General features: G+C 68.5%; 22 protein-coding genes. 11 read left to right on the top strand and 11 right to left on the bottom strand.

The window, feature by feature from the left end:
* Window positions 1–6: 6 nt before the first annotated feature.
* On the bottom strand, window positions 7–651 hold the full coding sequence (gene pdxH, locus WS54_RS26435; RefSeq protein ID WP_034208232.1) for a pyridoxamine 5'-phosphate oxidase: 645 nt from the start codon (window positions 649–651) through the stop codon (window positions 7–9).
* Between the two features lie 128 nt (window positions 652–779).
* Between pdxH and tcdA the strand changes: the two genes are divergently transcribed.
* Window positions 780–1,637 carry a tRNA cyclic N6-threonylcarbamoyladenosine(37) synthase TcdA gene (gene tcdA, locus WS54_RS26430; RefSeq protein WP_034208231.1) on the top strand — a complete coding sequence of 286 codons (858 nt, stop codon included), beginning with the start codon at window positions 780–782 and terminating at the stop codon, window positions 1,635–1,637.
* 103 nt (window positions 1,638–1,740) lie between these two features.
* Here tcdA and trxA read toward each other — a convergent pair whose 3' ends face one another.
* Window positions 1,741–2,589: a thioredoxin gene (trxA, locus tag WS54_RS26425; RefSeq protein ID WP_059782190.1), complete on the bottom strand. Its 849-nt coding sequence runs from the start codon at window positions 2,587–2,589 to the stop codon at window positions 1,741–1,743.
* 52 nt (window positions 2,590–2,641) lie between these two features.
* Window positions 2,642–3,523, bottom strand: coding sequence for a pirin family protein (locus WS54_RS26420; protein ID WP_059782191.1), 882 nt, complete (start codon window positions 3,521–3,523; stop codon window positions 2,642–2,644).
* Between the two features lie 304 nt (window positions 3,524–3,827).
* On the opposite strand from WS54_RS26420, the gene WS54_RS26410 reads away from it, so the two are divergent.
* On the top strand, window positions 3,828–4,706 hold the full coding sequence (locus WS54_RS26410; RefSeq protein ID WP_179955228.1) for an EamA family transporter: 879 nt from the start codon (window positions 3,828–3,830) through the stop codon (window positions 4,704–4,706).
* A gap of 45 nt (window positions 4,707–4,751) precedes the next feature.
* On the opposite strand, the gene WS54_RS26405 is transcribed toward WS54_RS26410, so the two are convergent.
* Window positions 4,752–6,278 (bottom strand): N-acetylmuramoyl-L-alanine amidase, encoded by a 1,527-nt coding sequence (locus WS54_RS26405; protein ID WP_034208227.1) that lies wholly within the window; start codon window positions 6,276–6,278, stop codon window positions 4,752–4,754.
* Window positions 6,260–6,811: a tRNA (adenosine(37)-N6)-threonylcarbamoyltransferase complex ATPase subunit type 1 TsaE gene (tsaE, locus tag WS54_RS26400; protein ID WP_059782195.1), complete on the bottom strand. Its 552-nt coding sequence runs from the start codon at window positions 6,809–6,811 to the stop codon at window positions 6,260–6,262. Before tsaE ends, WS54_RS26405 begins: the two co-directional genes overlap by 19 nt.
* A gap of 17 nt (window positions 6,812–6,828) precedes the next feature.
* Here tsaE and queG point away from each other — a divergent pair, with 17 nt between their 5' ends.
* The 3 genes from queG (at window position 6,829) to xerD (ending at window position 9,547) form a co-directional block, all read left to right on the top strand.
* Complete coding sequence (queG, locus tag WS54_RS26395) at window positions 6,829–8,064, top strand: tRNA epoxyqueuosine(34) reductase QueG (protein ID WP_059782196.1); 1,236 nt, start codon at window positions 6,829–6,831, stop codon at window positions 8,062–8,064.
* Between the two features lie 65 nt (window positions 8,065–8,129).
* A complete protein-coding gene (locus tag WS54_RS26390) occupies window positions 8,130–8,600 on the top strand; it encodes a methylated-DNA--[protein]-cysteine S-methyltransferase (RefSeq protein WP_059782198.1) in 471 nt (156 codons plus the stop codon).
* Entirely contained in the window at window positions 8,597–9,547 is a 951-nt protein-coding gene (gene xerD / locus WS54_RS26385; protein WP_059782199.1) for a site-specific tyrosine recombinase XerD, read from the top strand. The genes WS54_RS26390 and xerD overlap by 4 nt, the downstream gene beginning before the upstream one ends.
* 71 nt (window positions 9,548–9,618) lie before the next feature.
* Here the strand turns inward: xerD and WS54_RS26380 are convergent, their stop codons facing one another.
* On the bottom strand, window positions 9,619–11,181 hold the full coding sequence (locus WS54_RS26380) for a class I adenylate-forming enzyme family protein (protein WP_059782201.1): 1,563 nt from the start codon (window positions 11,179–11,181) through the stop codon (window positions 9,619–9,621).
* Between the two features lie 237 nt (window positions 11,182–11,418).
* Here WS54_RS26380 and ybaK point away from each other — a divergent pair, with 237 nt between their 5' ends.
* Together ybaK and plsY are read left to right on the top strand one after the other, a co-directional pair.
* Window positions 11,419–11,910 (top strand): Cys-tRNA(Pro) deacylase, encoded by a 492-nt coding sequence (ybaK, locus tag WS54_RS26375; protein ID WP_034208221.1) that lies wholly within the window; start codon window positions 11,419–11,421, stop codon window positions 11,908–11,910.
* Window positions 11,911–12,026: 116 nt separating this feature from the next.
* Window positions 12,027–12,665, top strand: a complete 639-nt coding sequence (gene plsY / locus WS54_RS26370) for a glycerol-3-phosphate 1-O-acyltransferase PlsY (RefSeq protein ID WP_059782202.1) — start codon at window positions 12,027–12,029, stop codon at window positions 12,663–12,665.
* A gap of 79 nt (window positions 12,666–12,744) precedes the next feature.
* On the opposite strand, the gene WS54_RS26365 is transcribed toward plsY, so the two are convergent.
* Entirely contained in the window at window positions 12,745–13,230 is a 486-nt protein-coding gene (locus tag WS54_RS26365) for a YajQ family cyclic di-GMP-binding protein (protein ID WP_034208219.1), read from the bottom strand.
* A gap of 136 nt (window positions 13,231–13,366) precedes the next feature.
* On the opposite strand from WS54_RS26365, the gene murB reads away from it, so the two are divergent.
* Window positions 13,367–14,416, top strand: a complete 1,050-nt coding sequence (gene murB / locus WS54_RS26360; RefSeq protein ID WP_034208218.1) for a UDP-N-acetylmuramate dehydrogenase — start codon at window positions 13,367–13,369, stop codon at window positions 14,414–14,416.
* Between the two features lie 87 nt (window positions 14,417–14,503).
* Here murB and argF read toward each other — a convergent pair whose 3' ends face one another.
* Complete coding sequence (gene argF / locus WS54_RS26355; protein WP_006482207.1) at window positions 14,504–15,433, bottom strand: ornithine carbamoyltransferase; 930 nt, start codon at window positions 15,431–15,433, stop codon at window positions 14,504–14,506.
* 412 nt (window positions 15,434–15,845) lie between these two features.
* On the opposite strand from argF, the gene WS54_RS26345 reads away from it, so the two are divergent.
* The gene (locus WS54_RS26345) at window positions 15,846–16,166 is read left to right on the top strand and encodes a DUF3579 domain-containing protein (RefSeq protein ID WP_011546046.1); all 321 of its coding nucleotides are present in this window, start codon (window positions 15,846–15,848) and stop codon (window positions 16,164–16,166) included.
* Window positions 16,167–16,322: 156 nt separating this feature from the next.
* On the opposite strand, the gene rpsT is transcribed toward WS54_RS26345, so the two are convergent.
* A complete protein-coding gene (gene rpsT / locus WS54_RS26340) occupies window positions 16,323–16,595 on the bottom strand; it encodes a 30S ribosomal protein S20 (protein WP_006482211.1) in 273 nt (90 codons plus the stop codon).
* Window positions 16,596–16,897: 302 nt separating this feature from the next.
* Between rpsT and murJ the strand changes: the two genes are divergently transcribed.
* Together murJ and WS54_RS26330 are read left to right on the top strand one after the other, a co-directional pair.
* Window positions 16,898–18,448, top strand: coding sequence for a murein biosynthesis integral membrane protein MurJ (murJ, locus tag WS54_RS26335; RefSeq protein WP_059782205.1), 1,551 nt, complete (start codon window positions 16,898–16,900; stop codon window positions 18,446–18,448).
* A gap of 8 nt (window positions 18,449–18,456) precedes the next feature.
* The gene (locus WS54_RS26330; protein ID WP_011546044.1) at window positions 18,457–19,299 is read left to right on the top strand and encodes a SirB1 family protein; all 843 of its coding nucleotides are present in this window, start codon (window positions 18,457–18,459) and stop codon (window positions 19,297–19,299) included.
* A gap of 235 nt (window positions 19,300–19,534) precedes the next feature.
* Here the strand turns inward: WS54_RS26330 and adk are convergent, their stop codons facing one another.
* Together adk and kdsB are read right to left on the bottom strand one after the other, a co-directional pair.
* On the bottom strand, window positions 19,535–20,197 hold the full coding sequence (gene adk, locus WS54_RS26325; RefSeq protein WP_059782207.1) for an adenylate kinase: 663 nt from the start codon (window positions 20,195–20,197) through the stop codon (window positions 19,535–19,537).
* A gap of 208 nt (window positions 20,198–20,405) precedes the next feature.
* Window positions 20,406–21,197, bottom strand: a complete 792-nt coding sequence (gene kdsB, locus WS54_RS26320; RefSeq protein WP_034208215.1) for a 3-deoxy-manno-octulosonate cytidylyltransferase — start codon at window positions 21,195–21,197, stop codon at window positions 20,406–20,408.
* Between the last annotated feature and the right edge of the window lie 82 nt (window positions 21,198–21,279).

The following is a 21,279-nucleotide window of genomic DNA, read 5'->3' as shown; positions in this document are numbered from 1 at the left end:
GCGCGCTTACGGCGACAGGCGCGAGATCGTCCAGCCCGACGCCGCCGCGGCGTCGCGCGTATAGAGCAGGCGGTCGTGCAGCCGCGACGGGCGCCCCTGCCAGAACTCGATCGAGTCGGGCACGAGGCGGTAGCCGCCCCAGTGCGGCGGGCGCGGCGGGTCGTCGCCGTAGCGCTCGCTGACGGCCCGTTCGCGCGCTTCGAGCGTCGCGCGGCTGTCGATCACGGTGCTCTGCTCCGACGCCCATGCGCCGATGCGCGAGCCGAGCGGGCGCGACGCGAAATAGCGGTCGCTTTCTTCCGCGCTGGTTTTCTCGATCCGGCCTTCGATGCGCACCTGGCGTTCGAGCTCGATCCAGTAGAACAGCAGCGCGGCTTGCGGATGCACGGCGAGATCGTGGCCCTTGCGGCTTTCGTAATTGGTGAAGAAGACGAACCCGCGTTCGTCGACGCCCTTGATGAGCACGATCCGGGCCGACGGCCGGCCGTCGGCGCCGACGGTCGCGAGCGTCATCGTGTTCGGCTCGGGCAGCTTGGCGGCGAGCGCCTCCTTGAACCAGCGATCGAACTGGGCGAAGGGGTCGGGGGCGGCATCGGCCTCGTCGAGCGAAGCACGCGAATAGTTGATGCGGAGATCGGCGAGAGTCGTCATGTTATGCAAACGCTTCAATCGAGGGCCAGTATAGCGAACGCACGAGAATCGTGCGTGCACAGTGGCGCGTGCGAGCGGGGAGTTCAGGCAAAATAGAGGGCTGCACGACTTACGTTTTCCTTGCTGCCATGTCCTCCGCCGATGCTGTCCCGCCCAGTTCTTCCGATCTTACCCCGACCCCGGAAATCCGGCTTGACGTGGATCGCGCGCGGCGTTTCGGCGGCGTCGCGCGCCTGTACGGCGCGCCGGCCGCCGCTGCGTTCGAGCGGGCGCACGTCGCGGTGATCGGGATCGGCGGCGTCGGGTCGTGGGCGGCCGAGGCGCTCGCGCGCAACGCGGTCGGCACGCTGACGCTGATCGATCTCGACAACGTCGCGGAAAGCAACACGAACCGGCAGGTCCATGCGCTCGACGGCAATTACGGCAAGCCGAAGGTCGACGCGATGGCCGAGCGGATCGCGCTGATCGACCCCGCGTGCCGCGTGAACCGCATCGAGGATTTCGTCGAGCCCGACAACTTCGACGCGCTGCTCGGCGGCGGTTTCGACTACGTGATCGACGCGATCGACAGCGTGCGCACGAAGGTCGCGCTGATCGCATGGTGCGTCGCGAAGCGGCAGCCGTTGATCGTCGTCGGCGGCGCGGGCGGCCAGCTCGATCCGACGCGCATCCGCATCGACGATCTCGCGCTGACGATCCAGGATCCGCTGTTGTCGAAGGTGCGCGCGCAGTTGCGCAAGCAGCACGGTTTTCCGCGCGGGCCAAAGGCGCGTTTCAAGGTCAGCGCCGTGTATTCGGACGAGCCGCTGATCTATCCGGAAGCGGCGGCCTGCGACATCGAGGACGGCGCGGAGCCGTCCGCGGCCGCGCACGTCGCGGGGCTCAACTGCGCGGGCTTCGGTTCGAGCGTGTGCGTGACCGCGAGCTTCGGGTTCGCGGCCGCCGCGCATGCGCTGCGGGCGATCGCGGCACAGGCGGCCGGCTGAGCGCGCGGCGCGCGGGCAGGGCAAGACGATGCCGCGGCGCGGGTGACGTGCCGCGCGCGATACGGCGATACGGCCGGGCCATCGCGGCCCGGCCGGGCGCGCATCAGTTGAGCGCCATGCTCAGCTTGCGTCGCCACGCGGCGACGAGGTCGGGGCGATCGCCGGCCAGTTCGAACACCGAGATCATCGTGCGGCGGCCGAGGTCGTCGCCGTAGGCGCGATCGCGCGTCACGATTTCCAGTAACTGTTCCAGCGCGCCTTCGTACGCGCGTCGCGCGATCAGGCTCTGCGCGAGGTCGAAGCGCGCGTCGAGATCGGCCGGGTTCGCCGCGATGCGCGCTTCGAGCGCGTCGGTCGGCGGCAGGTCGGCCGTGGCGTCGAGCGCGTCGAAACGGGTCTTGATCGCCTGGTAGCGCGGGTCGCCGTTCTGCACGGTTTGCGGCGACAGGCGTTCGGTTTCCGCGCGCGCGGCGTCCACCTCGTTGCGCGCGAGCTGCAGCTCGATCAGGTCGAGGCGCGCGTCGTCGTAGCCGGGGTTCAGCGCGAGCGCCGCTTCGAGGTGCGCGCGCGCATCGTCGAAGCGCTGTTCGGCCATCGCGTACTGCGCGGCGCGGCGCTCGGCTTCCTCGGCGGCCGGCAGCAGCCGGTCGAGGAACGCGCGTAACTGGCCTTCGGGCAGCACGCCGACGAACTGGTCGACCGGACGCCCGTCGGCGAACGCGATCACGTGCGGGATGCTGCGCGTCTGGAAGTGCGCCGCGAGTTCCTGGTTCTCGTCGACGTTGACCTTCACGAGCTTCCAGCGGCCTGCGTAGTCGGCTTCGAGCTTTTCCAGCAGCGGGCCGAGCGTCTTGCAGGGGCCGCACCACGGCGCCCAGAAGTCGACCAGCACGGGCATGTCCAGCGACGCCTCGATGACGTCTTTCTCGAATGTGGCAAGCGTGGTGTCCATGGCGTTCTCTTCCGTTCGAATATCGTCAGGATGGGGGTGGCGCGCCGCTTTTTCAACGCGGCTTCGATTCGGGCAGCGGAATCCACTCGGTTTCGCCCGGCACCTTGCCCATCTCCTGGCGCGTCCAGGCCGCTTTCGCACGCTCGATCGCGTCGCGGCTGCTCGCGACGAAATTCCACTCGATGAAGCGTTCGCCGTCGATCCGGTCGCCGCCGAGCAGCATCGCGCGTGCGCCGCGGCCGCTCGTCAGCGTGACCGTCGCGCCCGGTGCGAGCACGGCCATCCGTTCGGCCGGCACCGGCGTACCGTCGATCGCGAGCTCGCCGTCGACCACGTAGACCGCGCGCTCCTCGTGCGACGCATCGAGTTCGAGCCGGCCGCCGGCCGCGAATTCGGCCGCGACGTACAGCGTGCGCGAGAACGTCGTCACGGGCGAGCGCAGCCCGAACGCGTCGCCGGCGATCACCGTCAGCGACACGCCGTGTTCGTCGCGCTTGGGCAGCGTGTCGGCCGCATGGTGCTCGAACGACGGCTCGGTCGTCTCGTGCGCTTGCGGCAGCGCGACCCAGGTCTGGATCCCGTGCACGGTGTGGCCGCTGGCGCGCTGCGCGTCCGGCGTGCGCTCCGAGTGGACGATCCCGCGGCCGGCCGTCATCCAGTTCACGTCGCCCGGCACGATTTCCTGCCGCGAGCCGAGGCTGTCGCGGTGCAGGATCGCACCGTCGAACAGGTAGGTGACCGTCGCGAGCCCGATGTGCGGATGCGGGCGCACGTCGAGCCCCGTGCCGGCCGGCAGCACGGCGGGACCCATGTGATCGAAGAAGATGAACGGGCCGACGAGGCGTGCGGCGAGCGCGGGCAGCGTGCGGCGCACCTGCAGGTTGCCGATGTCGCGCACGTGCGGCTTGAGCAGGGCTTTGATCGAGTCGGTCATGGCGGGCCTCGTGGGAACGGCTGGATTGCCGGTCATTGTACTGGCGGCGCGGCGGCGCGCGTGACGGGAACGCGAAACGCGCGCGGTGCGATGCGGCCGCGGCAGGCATGCGTCGTGCGGTATCCACCGCGTTGCACAAGCCGCTGCACGGGCCGATGCGCGCGTCGCTGCGCGCGCCGCTGCGCATGCCGCTGCGCACGCCGCCGATTCCATGCGCGCCGCGCGGGTATCGGGCCGGACCGCGAAACCCGGTAGACTGACCGGCTTCACGACAACGATTCGACAATCGAAGGAGACGCCGATGATGGCCCCCAAGGACTTGCTGCTCGCACTGGTCGTGATCCTGGCGTGGGGCGTGAACTTCGTCGTGATCAAGGTCGGCCTGCACGGCATGCCGCCGATGCTGCTCGGCGCGCTGCGCTTCACGCTCGCGGCCGTGCCCGCGGTGTTCTTCGTGCGCCGGCCGCAGATTTCGTGGCGGCTGCTGATACTGTACGGCGCGACGATCCAGCTCGGCCAATTCGTGTTCCTGTTCACCGGCATGTACGTCGGCATGCCGGCCGGCCTCGCGTCGCTCGTGCTGCAGTCGCAGGCGTTCTTCACGCTGGTGTTCGCGATGCTGTTTCTCGGCGAGCGGCTGCGCGTGCAGAACCTGATCGGGCTCGCGATCGCCGCGGGCGGGCTCGTCGTGATCGCCGCGCAGGGCGGCCGCACGATGACGCTCGCGGGCTTCCTGCTGACGATCTGCTCGGCCGCGATGTGGGCCGTCGGCAATATCGTCACGAAGAAGGTCGGGCGGGCGAACCTCGTGTCGCTCGTCGTGTGGGCGAGCCTCGTGCCGCCCGTGCCGTTCTTTCTGCTGTCGCTGTGGTTCGAAGGGCCGCAGCGGATCGCGACCGCGCTCGCGGGCCTGGACGGCGCGTCGATTTTCGCGGTCGTCTATCTCGCGTTCGTCGCGACGCTGCTCGGTTACGGGTTGTGGAGCCGCCTGATGTCGCGCTACCCGGCCGCGCAGGTCGCGCAATTTTCGCTGCTGGTGCCGATCGTCGGGCTCGCGTCGTCGGCGCTGCTGCTCGACGAGCATCTGACGCAAGCGCAGCTGATCGGCGCCGCGCTCGTGATGGGCGGGCTCGCGGTGAACGTGTTCGGCGGGAAACTGCTGAGCCGCGTCGCGGCGTCGTGACGCGCCGGCACGCGCTGCGTGCCGGCGGCAGGGAGCGGGCGGCGCTCAGGCCATCCGGTTCTTCGCGAGCGGCGGATTCGCGGCGAAATAACGCTTGATGCCGCGGAAGATCGCGTCGGCCATCTCGTCGCGATAACTGTCGTCGTTGAGCCGGCGTTCTTCGTCCGGGTTGCTGATGAATGCGGTTTCGACGAGGATCGACGGAATGTCGGGCGCCTTCAGCACCGCGAACCCGGCCTGCTCGACCGAGCCCTTGTGCAGCTTGTTGATCCCGCCCACTTCCTTCAGCACGTAGTTGCCGTAGCGCAGCGAGTCGCGGATCTGCGCGGTCGTCGACATGTCGAACAGCGCGCGGTTCACTGCCGCGTCCGCCGTCTTGATGTTGATGCCGCCGATCAGGTCCGACGAATTTTCCTTGTTCGCCATCCAGCGCGCCGCGGCGCTCGTCGCGCCGTGGTCGGACAGCGCGAACACCGACGAGCCGCGCGCGGACGGCGTCGTGAACGCGTCCGCGTGGATCGACACGAAGAGATCCGCGCCGACGCGACGCGCCTTCTGCACGCGCACGTTCAGCGGCACGAAGAAATCGGCGTCGCGCGTCATCATCGCGCGCATGTTCGGTGCGGCGTCGATCTTCGCGCGCAGCTTCTTCGCGATGTCGAGCGCGATGTGCTTCTCGTACGTGCCGGCGCCGCCGATAGCGCCCGGATCCTCGCCGCCGTGGCCCGGGTCGATCGCGACCGTCAGCAGGCGCACGGTGCCGCCCTTGCCGGATTTCGGCGCGGTGAACTTGTAGGTGTCGCCGTCGTCGTCGCTGTCGTCGCGGCGCGCGATGACGGGCGGCGGCTTGACGGCCGGCTTCGCGGGCGTCGACGGCGTGCCGGCGGCCGGCGGCGCATGCGGCGTGGCCGGCGTGTTCTGCGCGAAACGCTGGAAGAATGCGTCGCTGTTGTCGCCCGTGGCGGGCGGCGGCGTGCCCGGGCCGGCCAGCGCCGGCGGCGGCTGCATCTGCTGCGCGCGCGCGGTGTCGTTGAGCGCCTGTTCCTTGCGTTCCGTCTGCGCGATCAGGTCGGACAGCGGATCGGGCGCGACGGCCGGATACAGGTCGAACACGAGCCGGTACTTGTACGTGCCGACGGGCGGCAGCGTGAACACCTGCGGCTTCACCGAGCCTTTCAGGTCGAACACCATCCGCACGACGTGCGGCTGATACTGGCCGACGCGCACCGACTGGATCTGCGGATCGTTCGGCGCGATCTTCGATACGAGGTCGCGCAGCGCCTGGTCCAGGTCGAGGCCGCTCAGGTCGACGACGAGCCGGTCGGGACCCTGCAGCAACTGTTGGCTATTCTGCAGCGGCTGGTCGGATTCGATCGTGACGCGCGTGTAATCGCGCGCGGGCCACACGCGCACGCCGAGCACCGACGACGCGTGCGCGAGTCGCGGCGCGACGAGACCGAGCACCAGCGTCGACGCCCCCGCGCGCAGAATTTGACGGCGCCGCCAGTTGTGCGTCGCGGTGGCCGCCGATTCGATCGAGCGGAACGGTTTGATCAACATCTTTCGAGACATGCCTTTCCTGAAGCGCTGTACGCACGGACGGTGAGGGCGCGGCCGTCGCCGTCCACGTCGAGCGAGAAAACCAGATCGGGCACGCCGAGCAGGGCGCCCGCCCGTTGTGGCCATTCGACGAGGCAGATCGCGCTGGAATTGAAATATTCGCGAAAACCTGCATCGGACCATTCGGCCGGATCGTTGAATCGATACAGATCGAAGTGATAGACCTCGAGTTCCCCATCGCTGCGTTCGAGCGCGTACGGCTCGACGAGCGTATAGGTCGGGCTGCGCACGCGCCCCGAGTGGCCGAGGCCGCGCAGGATCGCGCGCACGAGGGTCGTCTTGCCCGCGCCGAGATCGCCGACCAGCTGGACCTGCAGCCCGTCGAACGCATGGGCGCGGTCGAGCTCGATGCGTGCAGCGTCGAGCGCGTGCGCGAAACGCGTGCCGAAGGCCTCGGTTGCCGCTTCGTCGGCGAGCGCGATCACGCGTTCCGCGAGCGGGGCGGGCAACGTGGGCTGAGGCGGTTGGCTGGACGTGGCTGGCATTCTCGTAAAATAGTGCGATGAACCGACTACCGGAACGCGCCGCATCCGACAGGCCTTCGACTCGTGACGAAGGCGCGGCGCCGTGCGCGCTCGACGATGCGGCGTTGACTGCGCTCGCCGCTCGCATCAGGGCGTGGGGGCGCGAATTGGGTTTCGGGGCGATCGGCATCAGCGATACCGATCTCTCGGATGCCGAAGCAGGCCTCGCCGCCTGGCTGGAAGCCGGATACCACGGCGAAATGGATTATATGGCCAAACATGGGATGAAACGCGCGCGGCCGGTCGAACTTGTGGCCGGTACGCGACGCGTGATCTCCGTGCGGCTCGCCTATTTGCCGGCCCAGACGCGCGCCGACGGGGCGTCCGGCGGCGCGCCCGGTGCGCTCGTCGCGCACGACTGGCGCGCGCGCGAACGGGCGCGGCTCGACGATCCGCAGGCGGCCGTCGTGTCGATCTATGCGCGCGGCCGCGACTATCACAAGGTGCTGCGCAACCGGCTGCAGACGCTCGCGGAGCGCATCGAACACGAGATCGGCGGGTTCGGCTACCGCGTGTTCACCGATTCGGCGCCCGTGCTCGAAGTCGAGCTCGCGCAGAAGGCCGGGGTCGGCTGGCGCGGCAAGCACACGCTGCTGCTGCAGCGCGATGCCGGCTCGCTGTTCTTTCTCGGCGAGATCTACGTCGACCTGCCGCTGCCGACCGATGCGCACACGTCGCCCGACACCGCGCCCGAGACGCCCGGCGCGCATTGCGGCAGTTGCACGCGCTGCCTCGACGCGTGCCCGACCGGCGCGATCGTCGAGCCGTACCGCGTCGATGCGCGCCGCTGCATTTCGTATCTGACGATCGAACTGAAAGGCAGCATCCCCGAGCCGCTGCGGCCGATGATCGGCAATCGCGTGTACGGCTGCGACGACTGCCAGCTCGTGTGCCCGTGGAACAAGTTCGCGCAGGCCGCGCCCGTCGCCGATTTCGACGTGCGGCACGGCCTCGACCGCGCGACGCTCGTCGAGCTGTTCGCGTGGGACGCCGACGCGTTCGATACGCGGATGCAGGGCAGCGCGATCCGGCGCATCGGCTACGAAAGCTGGCTGCGCAATCTCGCGGTCGGGCTCGGCAATGCGCTGCGCGCCGGCACGGACCGGCTCGACCGGCCCGCGCGCGACGCGATCGTCGCCGCGCTGCGCGCGCGGGCCGACGATCCGTCGCCGGTCGTGCGCGAGCATGTCGAATGGGCGCTGCGAGCCGCGTGAAGGCGGCGTAAAGTGTCGTCGGCGCGCGGTCAGGGCCGCGCGCATCCCCCGGTCAGGAGAAGGCAATGTTCAACGCAGTCATCGACGCGCCGTTCGGCAAGGTCGGCATCCGCACCGATGCCGCGGTGGTGCGCGAGATCGTCTATCTGCCCGAGTCGATGAAGTCGGTCGAGCCGGATTCGGCGCTCGCGAAACGCGCGGTCGAGCAGATCGAACGTTATTTCGAGCGCGCGTCCGCCCGCTTCGACCTGCCGCTCGCCGACGTCGGCAGCGCATTCCAGCACCGCGTGTGGGACGTGATCAGCGCTATCCCGCCCGGTACGGTGCTGACCTACGGCCAGGTCGCGAAGCAGATCGGCAGCGCGCCGCGCGCGGTCGGCCAGGCGTGCGGCGCGAACTACTTCCCGCTCGTGATTCCGTGCCATCGCGTCGTCGCGGCGGGCGGCCTCGGCGGGTTCGCGAACCACGACGACAATGGTTATTACCAGCAAGTGAAGCGCTGGCTGCTGACGCACGAGGGCGTGCCGTACCGATGAGCGAACCGCTGATTTCCCCCGAAGCCGACGGCGATGCCGTCGCGGCGTCGCCCGCGCTGCGCGCGAGCCGCGCGTCGATCGACGTGTTCTGCGATGCGCTGTGGCTCGAACACGGGCTCGCGCGCAACACGCTCGATGCGTACCGGCGCGACCTGGCGCTGTTTTCCCAATGGCTGGCCGCGACGCACGACGCGCCGCTCGACTCGGCCGACGAGGCGATGGTGACGGGCTACATCGCCGCGCGCAGCGACGGCAAGGCGACGTCGTCGAACCGGCGCCTGTCCGTGTTCCGCCGCTATTACGGCTGGGCCGTGCGCGAGCATCGCGCGAGCGCCGACCCGACGCTGCGGATCACGTCCGCGAAACAGGCGGCCCGGTTTCCGTCGACGCTGTCCGAGGCGCAGGTCGAGGCGCTGCTCGGCGCGCCCGACATCGGCACGCCGCTCGGCCTGCGCGATCGCACGATGCTCGAGCTGATGTATGCGAGCGGGTTGCGCGTGAGCGAGCTCGTGACGCTGAAGACGGTCGAGGTCGGCCTCAACGAAGGCGTCGTGCGCGTGATGGGCAAGGGTGCGAAGGAGCGGCTCGTGCCGTTCGGCGAAGTCGCGCACGGCTGGATTGAACGCTACCTGCGCGACGCGCGGCCGGCGCTGCTCGGCGCGCGCGCGGCCGACGCGCTGTTCGTGACCGCACGCGGCGACGGGATGACGCGCCAGCAGTTCTGGAACATCATCAAGCGGCACGCGCAGCAGGCCGACGTGCGCGCGCACCTGTCGCCGCACACGCTGCGGCATGCGTTCGCGACGCACCTGCTGAACCACGGCGCCGACCTGCGCGTCGTGCAGCTACTGCTCGGCCACAGCGACATCTCGACCACGCAGATCTATACGCACGTCGCGCGCGAGCGGCTCAAGACGCTGCATGCGCAGCACCACCCGCGCGGCTGACGCGCGACGCGTGCATGCGACGCGACGCGGCACGCGCGCCGATGCGGGCTCACCCGTGTGCGGTGGCCGCGTCAGACCAGTTCGCGCAGCCGGTGCTTGAGCACCTTGCCGGTCGACGCGGCCGGCAGGGCAGCGAGTACGCGGATATGCGCAGGGCGTTTGTAAGCCGCGAGCCGGTCCGCGCACCATGCGTGCAATGCCGCGTCGTTCGCCGTCGCGCCCGGCACCAGCTCGACGAACGCGAGCACTTCCTCGTTGCCTTCGATCGCGCGGCCGATCACGGCCGCCTGCACGACGTCCGGATGCGCGTTCAGCACCTGTTCGACCTCGACCGGATACACGTTGAAGCCCGAGCGGATGATCAGCTCCTTGCTGCGGCCCGCGATCGTCACCGCGCCGTCCGCGTCCTGCCGCGCGAGATCGCCGGTGCTCAGCCAGCCGTCCGGCGACACGGCCGCGCGCGTCGCGTCCGCGTCGCGGTAGTAGCCGAGCATCACGTTCGGCCCGCGCACGCGGATCTCGCCGACTTCGCCGCGCGGCACGTCGGCGCCGTCCGGCGCGACGATCCGCAGGTCGACGCCCGGAATCGGCACGCCGACCGAACTGTCCGTGCGCGGCGCGTCGAGCGGCGTCTGCGTGATCGTCGGGCTGCTTTCGGTCATCCCGTATCCGTTGTGCAGCGGCACGCCGTACAGGCGCTCGACGCGCGCCTTCAGGTTCGCGTCGAGCGGCGAGCCGCCCGAATACGCGAAGCGCAGCCGCGGCGCGCGCCATGCGTGACCGTGCGTGTGCAGGTGTTCGAGCAGCTTCGCGTGCATCGCGGGCACGCCCTGGAAGATCGTGACGCCTTCGTCGGCGAGCGCGACGCGGACGGCTTCCGGCGAGAAGCGCGGCGCGAGCCGTAGCGTCGCGCCCGCGTACAGGCTGCCCAGGCACACCGACGCGAGCCCGTATACGTGGGACACGGGCAGCACCGTGTAGGCGACGTCGTCGGGCGACACGCGGCGCAGCGTGCTCGACGTCGCCGCGATGAACAACAGGTTGCGGTGCGACAGCATCACGCCTTTCGGCATGCCGGTCGTGCCCGTCGTGTAGATCAACGCCGCGCATTGCTCGGCGCCGTCGGCGGCCACCGGTTCGGCGGGCGCGCCCGCATCGACCCGATACGACCACGCGCCGATGTCGACCGGCAGCGCGCCGGCGGGTGTGGCGCCGAGCCGCTCGGCATGGGCGCGCGCATCGGGGGAGACGTCCGTCGTGAACGCGACCAGCTTCGGGCGCGCGTGCGCGGCGATCGCGTCGAGCTCGGCGGCCGACAGCCGCGCGTTCGACAGGAGCGCCCACGCGTCGAGGCGCGCGGCCGCGAACATCAGCACGATCTGCGCGACGCAGTTTTCCGCGACGATCATCACGCGGTCGCCGCCTTGCACGCCGAGGCTCGCCAGCCGTGCCGCCGCCGCTTCGATGGCCCGCGCCAGCTCGCCGTACGACAGGCGGCGCGCATCTTCGATCAGCGCCGGATGCGCAGGCGCTTGCGCGGCCCGATGGGCGGGCACGTCGGCGATGCGACGCGGCAGCGCGGCGAGCAGCGCATCGACGTCGAGCGATTCGGATGAGCGGCGAGGCGAGGACATGGCGTCTCCAGAAGAGGGGCCGGCGGCGGCCGACGATATTTGCGAACGATCGTGCCATGGCTGAGCGCGCGCCACAATCGGCCAATCGGGCAATAGCGCTTCGCGATGTCCGCAACGATGACGCGTGCGATCGTCGTCGCGATGCGGCGGGCCGCCGGCGGGAAAACGGGCCGCGAGTATAGCGTCGGCGCGGGCATGCCATCGCGCGCGCCGATCGTTCGCCATTAAAATGCCGCCATGAGCAAATCCAGACACGTGTCCGAAACCCCCGCGACCCAGTTGCTGCGCCGCCACGGCGTCGCATTCGGCGAGCATCCGTACGAATACGTCGAGCACGGCGGCACCGGCGAATCGGCGCGCCAGCTCGGCGTCGACGAGCATCGCGTCGTGAAGACGCTCGTGATGGAAGACGAACACGCGAAGCCGTTGATCGTGCTGATGCACGGCGACCGCACCGTGTCGACGAAGAATCTCGCGCGGCAGATCGGCGCGAAGCGGGTCGAGCCGTGCAAGCCCGAGGTCGCGAACCGCCATTCGGGCTATCTCGTCGGCGGCACGTCGCCGTTCGGCACACGCAAGGCGATGCCCGTCTACGTCGAGGCGACGATCCTCGAATTGCCGACGATCTACCTGAACGGCGGCCGGCGCGGCTACCTCGTCAGCCTCGCGCCGGCGGTGCTCACGTCGCTGCTCGGCGCGCAGCCCGTGCAGTGCGCGAGCGTCGACTGAGGGTTTCACCTTCGTGGCAGTCCGCGCCCGTTCGGTAGAATGGGCGCCGTTTCGGCGTGCCGGCTTGCCGCGCACCGCCGTCCCTTTCCCGATACGTTGAAAGAAGAGTTCCCCGCATGCAGATCCTGCTCGCCGCCCTCGTTGCCTACCTGATCGGTTCGGTGTCGTTCGCCGTCATCGTCAGTTCCGTGATGGGCCTGGCCGACCCGCGCTCGTATGGATCGAAGAATCCCGGCGCGACCAACGTGCTGCGCAGCGGCAACAAGAAGGCCGCGATCCTGACGCTCGTCGGCGACGCGTTCAAGGGCTGGATCGCCGTCTGGCTCGCCCGGCGCTTCGGCCTGCCCGACGTCGCGGTCGCGTGGGTCGCGATCGCGGTGTTCCTCGGCCATCTGTACCCGGTGTTCTTCCGCTTCCAGGGCGGCAAGGGCGTCGCGACCGCGGCCGGCGTGCTGCTCGCCGTGCACCCGGTGCTCGGGCTCGCGACCGCGCTGACCTGGCTGATCGTCGCGTTCTTCTTCCGCTATTCGTCGCTCGCGGCGCTGGTGGCGGCTGTGTTCGCGCCGGTGTTCGACGTGTTCCAGTTCGGCACCGGCCATAACCCGATCGCCTGGGCCGTGCTCGCGATGAGCGTGCTGCTCGTGTGGCGTCACCGCGGCAACATTTCGAAGCTGCTGGCGGGGCAGGAGAGCCGGATCGGCGACAAGAAGAAGGCGGCCGCGGACGGCGGCGCGCAGGACGGCGGAAAAGCCTGAGAACGCGCGGCGCTTGCCGCGCGCCGCGCGCGCCGCGTAGGCGGGGCCCGGCCGGACGACGCGACGGGCCGGCGGTCGGTCAGTCGCGGAAGTTGTTGAAGTCGAGCGGCGTGTCGGTCACGTCCTTGCGCAGCATCGCGATCGTGCTTTGCAGGTCGTCGCGTTTCGCGCCCGAGATGCGCACCGCGTCGCCCTGGATGCTCGCCTGCACCTTGATCTTGCTGTCCTTCACGAGGCGCACGATCTTCTTCGCGAGGTCGCCCGTCACGCCTTTCTTCACGGTGACGATCTGCTTGACCTTGTCGCCGCCGATCTTCTCGACCTTGCCGTAGTCGAGGAAGCGCACGTCGACGTTGCGCTTGGCCAGCTTGCCGATCAGCACGTCCTTGACCTGGCCGAGCTTGAAATCGTCGTCGGCGAACAGCGTCAGTTCGCGTTCCTTCTGCTCGACGCGTGCGTCGGAGCCCTTGAAGTCGAAGCGCGTCGAGATTTCCTTGTTCGACTGCTCGATGGCGTTCTTCACTTCGATCATGTTCGCTTCGGAAACGACGTCGAACGATGGCATGGCATTCTCCCTTGAGATGCGGGCGCCCGGCTCGCGCGCGGGCACTCGCTATAATTGCGGACTGTTTGCCATTTTACCGATGCCCCTCCGTTTGCCCAAGGCCGGCCATGCGCCGCCCGGGCCGACGTGACCGCGAATGCCGATGCCTCCTGACGATTCCGCCCTGTCGCTGCTTCCCGACCATCCGCTCGCCGCGCACAACACGTTCGGCATCGCCGCGCGCGCGCGTTTCGCCGCGCGCATCACCCGGGCGGCCCAGTTCGAGGCGCTGCATCGCGACCCGCGGGTCGCGAACCTGCCGCAGCTCGTGCTCGGCGGCGGCAGCAATATCGTGTTCACGCGCGATTTCGACGGCGTCGTGCTGCTCGACGAGATCGCGGGCCGCGGCGTCGTGCGCGAGGACGACGACGCGTGGTACGTCGAGGCCGGCGGCGGCGAGAACTGGCACGCGTTCGTCGCGTGGACGCTCGAGCACGGGATGCCGGGCCTCGAGAATCTCGCGCTGATCCCGGGCACCGTCGGCGCCGCGCCGATCCAGAACATCGGCGCGTACGGCCTCGAGATGAAGGCGTATTTCGATTCCCTGGTCGCGGTCGAGCTGGCGACGGGGCGCCGCGAGCGTTTCGACGCCGCGCGCTGCGCGTTCGGCTATCGCGACAGTTTCTTCAAGCGGGAAGGGCGCGGCCGGTTCGCGATCGTCGCGGTGACGTTCCGGCTGCCGAAGCAATGGGCGCCGCGGCTCGGCTATGCGGACGTCACGCGCGAACTCGACGCGCGCGGCATCGCGCCCGATGCGGCGACGCCGCGCGACGTGTTCGACGCGGTCGTCGCGATCCGACGCGCGAAGCTGCCCGACCCGCTGGTGCTCGGCAATGCGGGCAGCTTCTTCAAGAATCCGGTGATCGACGCCGCGCAGTTCGATGCATTGCGCGCCCGCGCGCCGGAGATCGTGTCGTATCCGCAGCCGGACGGGCACGTGAAGCTCGCGGCCGGCTGGCTGATCGACCGCTGCGGCTGGAAGGGTCGCGCGCTCGGGGCGGCGGCCGTGCACGACCGCCAGGCGCTCGTGCTCGTCAATCGCGGCGGCGCGACCGGCGCCGACGTGCTCGCGCTGGCGCGGGCGATCCAGGCCGACGTGCGCGCGCGGTTCGGCGTCGAGCTGGAGGCGGAGCCGGTCTGTCTGTAACGCAGTGCGCGCGCCGGTTCGGGTGCATCCAAACGAAAAGCGCCGATCGTCGACCGGCGCTTTTTTACGCGTGCGCGTTGCGGCGCGTCAGTGCTTGAGGCGGCCGAGCAGCAGGAACTCCATCAGCGCCTTCTGCACGTGCAGGCGGTTTTCCGCTTCATCCCACACGACGCTTTGCGGGCCGTCGATCACGCCGGCCGTCACTTCCTCGCCGCGGTGCGCGGGCAGGCAGTGCATGAAGAGGGCATCCGGATTCGCATGGCCCATCATTTCCTCGTCGACGCACCAGTCGGCGAATGCCTGCTTGCGCGCCTCGTTCTCGGCCTCGAAACCCATGCTCGTCCATACGTCGGTCGTCACGAGATCGGCGCCCTTGCACGCTTCGTTCGGATCGTCGAACACCTCGTAGAACGGCGCGCTGTCGGGCGACACGAGCTTCATGTCGAGCGCGTAGCCGGGCGGCGTCGACAGGCGCAGCTTGAAGCCGAGGATCTGCGCGGCTTCGATCCACGTGTACAGCATGTTGTTCGCGTCGCCGACCCACGCGACGGTCTTGCCGGCGATCGGGCCGCGGTGCTCGTAGTACGTGAAGATGTCGGCGAGCACCTGGCACGGGTGATATTCGTTGGTCAGGCCGTTGATCACCGGCACGCGGGAGTTCTGCGCGAAGCGCGTGATCACGTCCTGCTCGAACGTGCGGATCATGATGATGTCGACCATTCGCGAGATGACCTGCGCGGAATCCTCGACGGGTTCGCCGCGGCCGAGCTGCGTGTCGCGCGTGCTCATGAAGACGGCGTGGCCGCCGAGCTGGAAGATCCCGGCCTCGAACGACAGGCGCGTGCGCGTCGAGCTCTTCTCGAAGATCATCGCGAGCGTGCGGTCGTGCAGCGGGTGATAGGTCTCGTAGTTCTTGAACTTGCGCTTCAGGATACCCGTGCGTTCGAGCACGTACTCGTAGTCTTCCAGCGAGAAATCCTTGAACTGCAGGTAGTGACGAATGGTTTTGGCGGTCATGAAACGAAATACGGCGGGTCTCACCCGGCAGCGAGGCCGGACGGCGCCGCCGTCGGGTGTGGATAACTCAAAGCAGCATAAAGGATTTTCCGTGCTTTGACGAGCCGTGGCGCGACGCGACGCGGGATCGCCGCGTACGGCCGGCGGCGCGGGAGCGGGGGTGTCGGGACGACGCGCGATGGCGCGCTGCGGTATAATCCGAAAGTTTTCTCCAGCCCGGCAGGCAAGGCTTTTCGCGCTCTGCCGGACACAAGCCGTGCGCTGCACACATCCGGTGCAGTCCACCGGCGGCGCGCCTCGACGCCCCGTTTTCGGGATATCGATCGGCTCGTGCCGCCGACCCTCCAGCTTTGTGTTCGCGTACCCAGGCGCCGTTGCCTGGGCATCGCCGGGCCGTCACTTGGGTAACCACATGGCTGAAACCCCTCCGACCGAATTTTTCATCCAGGGCATCACGAAAGACGGGAAAAAGTTTCGCCCGAGCGACTGGTCGGAACGCCTGGCCGGTGTGATGGCCTGCTTCGGGCCGGGGGCGAGCGGGCCGAATGCGCGTCTCAAGTATTCGCTGTACGTGCGCCCGACGATGCTCGGCGACCTGAAATGCGTGATCCTCGATTCGCGGTTGCGCGACATCGAGCCGATGGCGTTCGATTTCGTGCTGAATTTCGCGAAGGACAACAACCTCGTCGTGACCGAGGCGTGCGAGCTGCCGGACTACAACACGAAGAAGTGAGTGATGTCGACGGGCGAGGGCGCGTGCCGCGCCCGCCCGGACGAATGCCGCCGCCGTGCGTGATGCGCAGGCGACAGGCAACAAAAAAACCCGCATTCGCGGGTTTTTTTGCGATCGCAGGAAACAGGAGCGCCCGCGCTAGCGGGCGCACCAGATTTACGCTGCTGCCTGCAGGCCCTTGACGGCTGCGGCCAGGCGGCTCTTGCTGCGAGCGGCCTTGTTCTTGTGAACGATCTTCTTGTCGGCGATCGTGTCGATCGTCTTCACGGCAGCCTTGAACAGTTCGGCAGCCTTTGCCTGGTCGCCGGCTTCAACGGCCTTGCGAACCGACTTGATCGCGGTACGGAATTTCGAGCGCAGCGCCGAGTTGTGCGAATTTGCCTTCGCGGCTTGGCGGGCGCGCTTGCGTGCTTGTGCGGAGTTAGCCATGACGGTTCCTTATCCTGTCCTGTTTCCAGAGCTTGGAGCCTAGACGGCCAAGCGCTGCTTTTCGATCCGTCCCCTGAGAGCGATTGCCCAGGGGCGCATAAAAAACGGTGATTTTACCGGAGCCGACCCATGGAAACGTCAGGCGCAACGCATGTGGCAAGCCCAGAAACGGCGGATTATAGCAACAAAATCAAGCGCGTGGCAAGTTTGGCGTCGCCCACGCATGCCGGGCAGGTGCGGCGGGTGCGCTTTTCGGCATCCGGCCATGCCGTGCCGCGCAACGTCCGTATAATAAGCGCCCCATGAATCTATTCCGAGCCCTGCTGACGGTCAGCGGCTTCACGCTGCTGTCGCGCGTGACCGGACTGGCCCGCGAGACGCTGATCGCCCGTGCGTTCGGCGCCAGTCAATACACCGACGCGTTCTACGTCGCCTTCCGTATTCCGAACCTGCTGCGCCGCCTGTCCGCCGAAGGCGCGTTCTCGCAGGCGTTCGTGCCGATCCTCGCCGAATTCAAGAACCAGCAGGGGCACGATGCGACGAAGGCGCTCGTCGACGCGATGTCCACCGTGCTCGCGTGGGCGCTGGCCGCGCTGTCGGTCGTCGGGATCGCCGGCGCGTCGTGGGTCGTGTTCGCGGTCGCGTCCGGCCTGCACGGCGACGGCCAGGCGTTCCCGCTCGCGGTCACGATGACGCGGATCATGTTCCCGTACATCGTGTTCATTTCGCTGACCACGCTCGCGTCGGGCGTGCTGAACACGTACAAGAGCTTCTCGCTGCCCGCGTTCGCGCCGGTGCTGCTCAACGTCGCATTCATCGCCGCGGCCGTGTTCGTCGCGCCGCACCTGAAGGTGCCGGTCTACGCGCTCGCGTGGGCCGTCATCGTCGGCGGCGTGCTGCAGTTTCTCGTGCAGTTGCCGGGCCTGAAGAAGATCGACATGGTGCCGCTGATCGGCCTCAACCCGCTGCGTGCGCTGCGTCATCCGGGCGTGAAGCGCGTGCTCGCGAAGATGGTGCCCGCGACGTTCGCGGTGTCCGTCGCGCAACTGTCGCTGATCATCAACACCAACATCGCGTCGCGGCTCGGGCAGGGCGCCGTGTCGTGGATCAATTACGCCGACCGCCTGATGGAATTCCCGACGGCGCTGCTCGGCGTCGCGCTCGGCACGATCCTGCTGCCGAGCCTGTCGAAGGCGCACGTCGACGCCGATTCGCACGAATATTCGGCGCTGCTCGACTGGGGGCTGCGCGTCACGTTCCTGCTCGCGGCGCCGAGCGCGCTCGCGCTGTTCTTCTTCGCGACGCCGCTCACCGCGACGCTGTTCAACTACGGCAAGTTCGACGCGCATACCGTCACGATGGTCGCGCGCGCGCTCGCCACCTACGGGATCGGCCTCGTCGGCATCATCCTGATCAAGATCCTCGCGCCGGGCTTCTATGCGAAGCAGGACATCAAGACGCCCGTGAAGATCGCGATCGGCGTGCTGATCGTCACGCAGCTGTCGAACTACGTGTTCGTGCCGCTGATCGGCCACGCGGGCCTCACGCTGAGCATCGGTGTCGGCGCATGCCTGAACTCGCTGCTGCTGTTCCTCGGGCTGCGCAAGCGCGGCATCTACCAGCCGTCGCCGGGCTGGCTGCGCTTCTTCGTGCAGCTCGTTGGCGCGGCGCTCGTGCTCGCGGGCCTGATGCACTGGTGCGCGATCAGTTTCGACTGGACCGGGATGCGCGCGCAGCCGCTCGATCGCATTGCGCTGATGGCTGCGTGCCTCGTGCTGTTTGCTGCACTATATTTCGGTATGTTGTGGGTGATGGGCTTCAAATACGCTTACTTCAGAAGGCGCGCCAAGTGACGACCGCAATGACCCGCGTCCTCGACTACTTCAGCACGCTCGTGGCGGACGACGACAGTCTGCCCGTGACGGAAGCCGCGCTGTCGTTGGCGCAGGACGCGTATCCCGACCTCGACCTGCAGGGCACGCTGGCCGAACTCGACATGCTGGCCGCGCGGCTGCGCCGGCGGCTGGCCGACGATACGGACCTGAAGGGCCGCGTCGCCGCGCTGAACGACTTTTTCTTCCGCGAGCTCGGCTTCGCGTGCAATCACAACGATTACTACGACCCCGATAACAGCCACCTGAACGCCGTGCTGAAACGGCGGCGCGGGATCCCGATCTCGCTGTCGGTGCTGTACCTGGAGCTCGCCGAGCAGATCGGCGTGCCGGCGCGCGGCGTGTCGTTCCCCGGTCATTTCCTGCTGCGCGTGACGCTGCCGGACGGCGACCTGATCATCGATCCGACCAACGGCCATTCGCTGTCCGAAGCCGAGATGGTCGAGATGCTCGAGCCGTACGTCGCGCGCGCGGCCGGTGCGGTCGACAGCGCGTTGCGCGCGCTGCTGCAGCCCGCGACGAGCCGCGAGATCATCGCGCGGATGTTGCGCAACCTGAAGACGATCTACTTGCAGACGGAACGCTGGCAGCGGCTGCTCGCGGTGCAGCAGCGGCTCGTGATCCTGTTGCCCGAGCAGCTCGACGAAGTGCGCGACCGCGGCTTCGCATATGCGCGGCTCGACTACCTGCGTCCCGCGCTCGAGGATCTCGAGCAGTATCTCGGCGAGCGGCCGGAGGCGGAAGACGCGACCGTCGTCGAGTCGCAGGTCAGCGAATTGCGGCAGCGGATGCAGCGCGACGGCGAAGATTGAGGCGCTCGCGCGCCGCCGCCGGCACACGGAAAAAACGCCCGCATCGCGGGCGTTTTTTTCTTGCGCGCGTGCGGCGACGTCGGCCGCATCCGGATCGCGCCGTCGGCACGACCCGCGCGTTCGCCGATCGTACGGGGTGCCACAGCGCAGCGGCGACACGTACGCGGTCGTGCACGTCGCAGTAGCCAAAAAAAACCGCCCGGAACGGGCGGCTTGCGGGTGCGCGACGCGCGGCTTACTTCAGTGCGGCAAACGCGCGCTCGCGGATTTCGTCGACGGTGCCGAGGCCCGAGATCTTGCGATACTGCGGCGCCTTCAGGCCGTTCTCCTCGCCGCGCTGCGCCCAGTCGCCGTAGTACGTGATCAGCGGCTTGGTTTGCGCTTCGTACACTTCGAGACGCTTCTTGACGGTTTCTTCCTTGTCGTCGTCGCGCTGGATCAGCGGTTCGCCCGTCACGTCGTCGTGGCCTTCGACCTTCGGCGGGTTGAACTTGACGTGGTACGTGCGGCCCGATGCCGGGTGCGTGCGGCGGCCGCTCATGCGTTCGATGATTTCCGAGAACGGGACGTCGATCTCGAGCACGTAGTCGATCGCGACGCCGGCTTCCTTCATCGCGTCAGCCTGCGCGAGCGTGCGCGGGAAACCGTCGAACAGATAGCCGTTCGCGCAGTCGGATTCCTTCAGGCGTTCCTTGACGAGGCCGATGATCAGCGCGTCCGGCACGAGCTTGCCGGCGTCCATGTAGCCCTTCGCCTCGACGCCGAGCGGCGTGCCGGCCTTCACGGCCGCACGCAGCATGTCGCCCGTCGAGATTTGCGGGATGCCGAATTTTTCCTTGATGAAGTTTGCCTGGGTGCCCTTTCCCGCGCCGGGCGCGCCCAACAGGATCAAACGCATGGTGATATCTCCAAGTATGTAGATTCGTGTGGCGAGACACGAAGGCGTCGGCGACGGCGGGCGCGGGGCTTGCCCGGCGCGCGGCGGATCGGTCTGATGCGGCGCGTCGGCCAGGGCGACGCGCGGCTGCCGGCAAGGCCACGGGCGGGGTCAAGCGAGGACGCGCTGGTCGCGGACGGCTCGCACAATCGCCTGATTATGCCACGGGTTATTTTGAACCCGGCTGAAAAAGGGCCTGCACGCGCGCGAGATCGGCGGGCGTGTCGATGCCGGCTTCGGGCGCGGACTCGGTGATCAGCACCGCGATGCGCTCGCCGTGCCACAGCGCGCGCAGCTGTTCGAGCTGCTCGGCCTGTTCGATCGGCGCCTGCGCGAGTGACGGATAGGTGCGCAGGAAACGCGCGCGATACGCATAGAGGCCGATGTGTCGATAGACCGGGAAAGCCGCTGCCGGCATGGCCGCGACGTTCGGCCAGTGCGGCTGATAGGCGTCGCGGCTCCACGGAATCGGCGCGCGCGAGAAGTACAGCGCGACGCTCTGCGCGTCGAGCGCGACCTTCACGACGTTCGGGTTGAATACGTCGGCCGCGTCGTGGATCGGGTGAGCCGCGGTCGCGATCGCGCACGCCGGATGCGCGGCCAGGTGCGACGCTACGTCGCGCACGAGCACGGGGTCGATCAGCGGCTCGTCGCCCTGTACGTTGACGACGACGGTGTCGTCGCGCCAGCCGAAGGCCGCCGCGACTTCCGCGAGCCGGTCGGTGCCGGACGGGTGATCGGCGCGGGTGAGCACCGCTTCGAAGCCGTGATCGCGCGCCGCGTCGAGCACGCTTTGCGCGTCGGAGGCGACGAGCACCTGCTGCGCGCCCGCCTCGCGCGCACGCTCGGCGACACGCACGACCATCGGCTTGCCGCCGAGATCGGCGAGCGGCTTGTTCGGGAGCCGCGTCGACGCGAGCCGGGCGGGAATGACGGCGATGAAGGGTTGCGGGTGAGTCATCGGGAGCGTTGGGAAGAACGGGGCGGGCGACGCCGGAAGCCGGTCGCCCGGCGGACTGCGGCGACCCGGCCGGGGCCGGGCC

This window comes from Burkholderia sp. NRF60-BP8, assembly GCF_001522585.2.
Taxonomy (GTDB): domain Bacteria; phylum Pseudomonadota; class Gammaproteobacteria; order Burkholderiales; family Burkholderiaceae; genus Burkholderia.
Note: the sequence above shows the minus strand (reverse complement) of the source record. Positions and strands in the feature narration are given on the sequence as shown.

Excerpts from the sequence above, each read along its gene's own strand:
- adk (WP_059782207.1), bottom strand. The coding sequence starts at position 20,197 with ATGCGTTTGATCCTGTTGGGCGCGCCCGGCGCGGGAAAGGGCACCCAG.
- murB (WP_034208218.1), top strand. The coding sequence starts at position 13,367 with ATGCCGATGCCTCCTGACGATTCCGCCCTGTCGCTGCTTCCCGACCAT.
- argF (WP_006482207.1), bottom strand. The coding sequence starts at position 15,433 with ATGACCGCCAAAACCATTCGTCACTACCTGCAGTTCAAGGATTTCTCG.
- WS54_RS26365 (WP_034208219.1), bottom strand. The coding sequence starts at position 13,230 with ATGCCATCGTTCGACGTCGTTTCCGAAGCGAACATGATCGAAGTGAAG.
- tsaE (WP_059782195.1), bottom strand. The coding sequence starts at position 6,811 with ATGCCAGCCACGTCCAGCCAACCGCCTCAGCCCACGTTGCCCGCCCCG.
- murJ (WP_059782205.1), top strand. The coding sequence starts at position 16,898 with ATGAATCTATTCCGAGCCCTGCTGACGGTCAGCGGCTTCACGCTGCTG.
- kdsB (WP_034208215.1), bottom strand. The coding sequence starts at position 21,197 with ATGACTCACCCGCAACCCTTCATCGCCGTCATTCCCGCCCGGCTCGCG.
- WS54_RS26405 (WP_034208227.1), bottom strand. The coding sequence starts at position 6,278 with ATGTCTCGAAAGATGTTGATCAAACCGTTCCGCTCGATCGAATCGGCG.
- WS54_RS26380 (WP_059782201.1), bottom strand. The coding sequence starts at position 11,181 with ATGTCCTCGCCTCGCCGCTCATCCGAATCGCTCGACGTCGATGCGCTG.
- queG (WP_059782196.1), top strand. The coding sequence starts at position 6,829 with ATGAACCGACTACCGGAACGCGCCGCATCCGACAGGCCTTCGACTCGT.
- WS54_RS26410 (WP_179955228.1), top strand. The coding sequence starts at position 3,828 with ATGGCCCCCAAGGACTTGCTGCTCGCACTGGTCGTGATCCTGGCGTGG.
- trxA (WP_059782190.1), bottom strand. The coding sequence starts at position 2,589 with ATGGACACCACGCTTGCCACATTCGAGAAAGACGTCATCGAGGCGTCG.
- pdxH (WP_034208232.1), bottom strand. The coding sequence starts at position 651 with ATGACGACTCTCGCCGATCTCCGCATCAACTATTCGCGTGCTTCGCTC.
- tcdA (WP_034208231.1), top strand. The coding sequence starts at position 780 with ATGTCCTCCGCCGATGCTGTCCCGCCCAGTTCTTCCGATCTTACCCCG.
- ybaK (WP_034208221.1), top strand. The coding sequence starts at position 11,419 with ATGAGCAAATCCAGACACGTGTCCGAAACCCCCGCGACCCAGTTGCTG.
- WS54_RS26420 (WP_059782191.1), bottom strand. The coding sequence starts at position 3,523 with ATGACCGACTCGATCAAAGCCCTGCTCAAGCCGCACGTGCGCGACATC.
- WS54_RS26345 (WP_011546046.1), top strand. The coding sequence starts at position 15,846 with ATGGCTGAAACCCCTCCGACCGAATTTTTCATCCAGGGCATCACGAAA.
- plsY (WP_059782202.1), top strand. The coding sequence starts at position 12,027 with ATGCAGATCCTGCTCGCCGCCCTCGTTGCCTACCTGATCGGTTCGGTG.
- WS54_RS26390 (WP_059782198.1), top strand. The coding sequence starts at position 8,130 with ATGTTCAACGCAGTCATCGACGCGCCGTTCGGCAAGGTCGGCATCCGC.
- rpsT (WP_006482211.1), bottom strand. The coding sequence starts at position 16,595 with ATGGCTAACTCCGCACAAGCACGCAAGCGCGCCCGCCAAGCCGCGAAG.
- xerD (WP_059782199.1), top strand. The coding sequence starts at position 8,597 with ATGAGCGAACCGCTGATTTCCCCCGAAGCCGACGGCGATGCCGTCGCG.
- WS54_RS26330 (WP_011546044.1), top strand. The coding sequence starts at position 18,457 with ATGACCCGCGTCCTCGACTACTTCAGCACGCTCGTGGCGGACGACGAC.